This is a genomic window from Sphingomonas sp. (assembly GCF_031361285.1).
Lineage (GTDB): Bacteria > Pseudomonadota > Alphaproteobacteria > Sphingomonadales > Sphingomonadaceae > Sphingomicrobium.
The window spans coordinates 1-3,232 of record NZ_JANMCO010000012.1 but is presented as its reverse complement, the minus strand read 5'-3'; the positions used below and the strand labels follow the sequence as shown (position 1 = coordinate 3,232).

Below are 3,232 nucleotides of genomic sequence, written 5' to 3'. Positions count from 1 at the left end.
GCGATCAGCATGGCGCTGCTCGAGACCTCGTCGCGGACGATCCCGATGGGTACCGCTTATGCGGTGTGGGGCGGCATCGGCGCGATCGGCACGGTCATCGTCGGCATGCTGTGGTTCGGCGAGCCGGCAAGCCTGGTCCGCGCCCTCCTGATCCTCGCCATCGTCGCCGCCATCGCCGGACTAAGGCTTACTGCGTAAGATCCGGTTTCGACCCATTGCGGACATTTTGCAGCCCAAAAACCTGGTGCGCGCGCTGCGGCCGCGCGCGCCCGGCAGCCGTAGGATGGCTTCAGCACCGCGTCCCATGCGCGGGCCCCGGTTACTGCGGTGAAAACCCTTACGCTGGCGAGGTGCTTGGGGCCGGCTGTGTTTTGGGCCCGCGGGCCACATCCGCGATCCCGAGGCGTCGCTTTGCCGACGCAAGCATTTCCTTGAACCGAGGGTTCGCGCGGATAGAATCAAGGTCGGGATCAACCTCCACGTGTCGAATCCAGGTGGCGCTCGTCACCGTTTGGAAGAATCGCTCCAGCGTTTTTACTGCCTCGTCGGCGTCGCCGAACTGAAGCGCCATCGCACACGCGGCATTGTAGCGCATGTTGCGGTTCTCGGGATCGAGCAGCAGGGCGCGATTAATCCATTCGCGAGCCCTGTCCTTTTCACCGAGCACTGCGAGCGAATGGGCGCCGCTGGTCAATGCTGTGCCGTTCGCCGGATTGCTAGCTATCGCCTTCTCGGCTCGTTCAATAACGAGTCGAGCCGCTTTGCGCATTTGCTCCTCTTCGCCGATCGCATGGAAGCAGGTAACGAGCATGAGAGGATTATGCCAGTCGCTATCCATCAGTGACGAAGCCATTTCGAAAAAGGGTATGGCTTCCCGGATGTGACTATGGCGGAATAGCATTCGCGCGGCCTCGCGATTCACCTCCCACGAGTTCGGGTTGAGTTTTAGCGCCGTCCGGATTTGCCTCTCGGCCTCGTCGGCTTTGCCTTCTTCCTCGAGATACCTCGCCTTGATGCAATGAGCTTCGGGCAGCGCAGGATTGATTTCCAGCGCTCGCTCGGCGGCCCCAAGTGCGTCTTCATTCTGCCCGTGCACGAATCTCAGCTCAACTTGCGCCAGCGCCATGAGAGCCCAAGCCTGTGCATAGTCCGGATCGAGCGTCGTGGCCTGGCGGCATAAGCGGATGATCGACTCGTCGCGGCGCAAATCGCCGACGGAGCCGGTGATCCATTGCTGTCGGGCCATGAGGTAGAGGTTGTAAGCTTCGACGCTCGATGTGCCTCGATTCTCGATCGCGCTTTTCTCTTTGGGGAGCAACTTTACCTCAAGCGCGGCAACGATCGCTTTGGAGATTTCGTCCTGGATGGCGAAGATGTCATCGAGGTCGCGGTCGTAGCGGTCTGCCCAGACGTGATCGCCGACAGAGCCATCGATCAGCTGGGCGGTGATCCTGACGCGATTGCCTGCCTTGCGGACGCTGCCTTCGAGAACGTGGCTGACGCCGAGAGTCTTGGCCACCTCCTTTACGTCGATTGACTGCCCCTTGAATGTGAATGCGGTATTGCGCGCGACTACTGACAGCGCCGAGACCTTCGACAGGTCGGTGATGATGTCTTCGCTGATCCCATCGCTGAAATACTCCTGCTCCGGCTCGCCGCTCATGTTGGCAAACGGAAGCACGCAAATGGACAGTTTCTTCTGCAACTTGGCGGCCTTTGACAAATCGGCCTCGTCGTTGTGCCCGTCGCCGCTGCAGGTGCTTGCGATTGCGTCGATAAGGTCGTCGAGTCCGTCCGCCTTTCCATCGTCGGTCCACGATCCGAGACTAACCGTGTGGAACTGTCTAAATCCGAGCGGCGGCTTTACCGAACCGAGGGCTACCGGCACCAGCCGCCCGCTGTCGCGGCCCTCGCCGGCTTCGTCCTGTACCCAGGCGGACTTGACTGACACCTCCGACCACAGCACCACCACGGCTTCGGCATTCTTGAGCGCCTGGTCGATTTCATTGGTGAAACGGGAGCCGCCTTGAATGTGTTGGTCCCACCATACCACGTGGCCGGCACGCGAGATGCAATCGGCGAGCTTCTTTGCCGCGTCGACATCCTCACGGGCGTAACTTAGAAAGACGCGGCTCACGAACCCTCCCTCGCCGTCAGTTTGCGCTTTACTCATGAAAGCTTCAAGCGGCCTAGAAGAAAGAGAAATTGCACCGAAGCGGCGACTAAGCCGGCCACGCACTCGTTGGGCAGCTCGTTCACTATTCGGCACAGGCTCATGTCCGCTTTCCACCCATTGCGGACATCGGCCCGGTAAGGCTCGCCGCCTCTTAGCGCTGCGGCGTCAGCAGCGGCGCGATCTCCGGACTCTCCTCGATCGAGCGGTAGAACTTCGGACCCGGCATCGGCCCGCGCGCCTGCTCATAGGCATAGCCGAGCGACAGCAGCAGCGCCTCGCTCCACTTGGGGCCGATGAAGCTCAGGCCGACCGGCAGGCCCTTCACCATGCCCATCGGCACGGTCAGGTGTGGATAGCCGGCGACGGCGGCCAGCCCGCCCGCTCCGCCACCCGCGATCTGGTCGCCGTTGACGGCGTCGATCTTCCACGACGGCGGCATCGTCGGCCCGACCAGCGCGTCGATCTTATGCTCCTTCAGCATCCGGTCGATCCCGTTGGGCCCAGCCGCGCGGAAACTCACCTGGCGCGCTTTCTTGTATGCCGGATCGTCGAGGCCCTTGGCCGCTTGCGCCTTGATGAAGGTCTCCTGCCCGAACAGCGCCATTTCCTGGGTGGCGTGGGCCGTGTTGAAGGCGACCACGTCGGCCAGGGTGCGCACCGGGATCGCCGCCGGGCTGCCGGCCAGATAGGCATTGAGGCTCGCCTTCAACTCGGTCAGCAGCACCGTCAGCTCATTGGCGCCGATGCCCTTGTCGTCGAATTTTTTAATCTCGACCAGCGTCGCGCCTTGCTCGCGCAGGATGGCGAGCGCGGTCGCGAACGCTGTGTCGGTGCCGAACCCCGACGCGAAGCGCATCACGCCGATGCGCTTGCCCTTGAGCGAACCGGCGTCGAGCGCCGCGGCATAGTCGATCTTGCGCCGGTCGGCCTCCGCCGTCGCCGGATCGGCGGGGTCGCTCCCGGCGATGACGCTCAGCAACTCAGCCGCCTCGCGCACCGTCGCGGTCATCGGGCCGGGCGTGTCCTGGCTGCCGCTGATCGGGACCACGAAAGTGC

Annotated in this window: 3 protein-coding genes; 1 reads left to right on the top strand and 2 read right to left on the bottom strand. The window is 62.9% G+C overall.

Annotation, left to right across the window (positions count from 1 at the left end; genetic code table 11):
* Positions 1 to 198, top strand: a 198-nt coding sequence (locus tag RMO25_RS00370; RefSeq protein ID WP_309660618.1) for an SMR family transporter, incomplete at its 5' end; no start/stop codon positions are given.
* Positions 199 to 337: 139 nt separating this feature from the next.
* Here RMO25_RS00370 and RMO25_RS00365 read toward each other — a convergent pair.
* The gene (locus tag RMO25_RS00365; protein ID WP_309660617.1) at positions 338 to 2,173 is read right to left on the bottom strand and encodes a TIR domain-containing protein; all 1,836 of its coding nucleotides are present in this window, start codon (positions 2,171 to 2,173) and stop codon (positions 338 to 340) included.
* A 154-nt stretch (positions 2,174 to 2,327) separates the two neighbouring features.
* On the bottom strand, positions 2,328 to 3,232 hold a 905-nt coding region (locus RMO25_RS00360), incomplete at its 5' end, for an amidase family protein (RefSeq protein ID WP_309660616.1).

Bases quoted from the DNA above. Each gene is read 5' to 3' on its own strand.
- RMO25_RS00365 (WP_309660617.1), bottom strand. From the start codon at position 2,173: ATGAGTAAAGCGCAAACTGACGGCGAGGGAGGGTTCGTGAGCCGCGTC.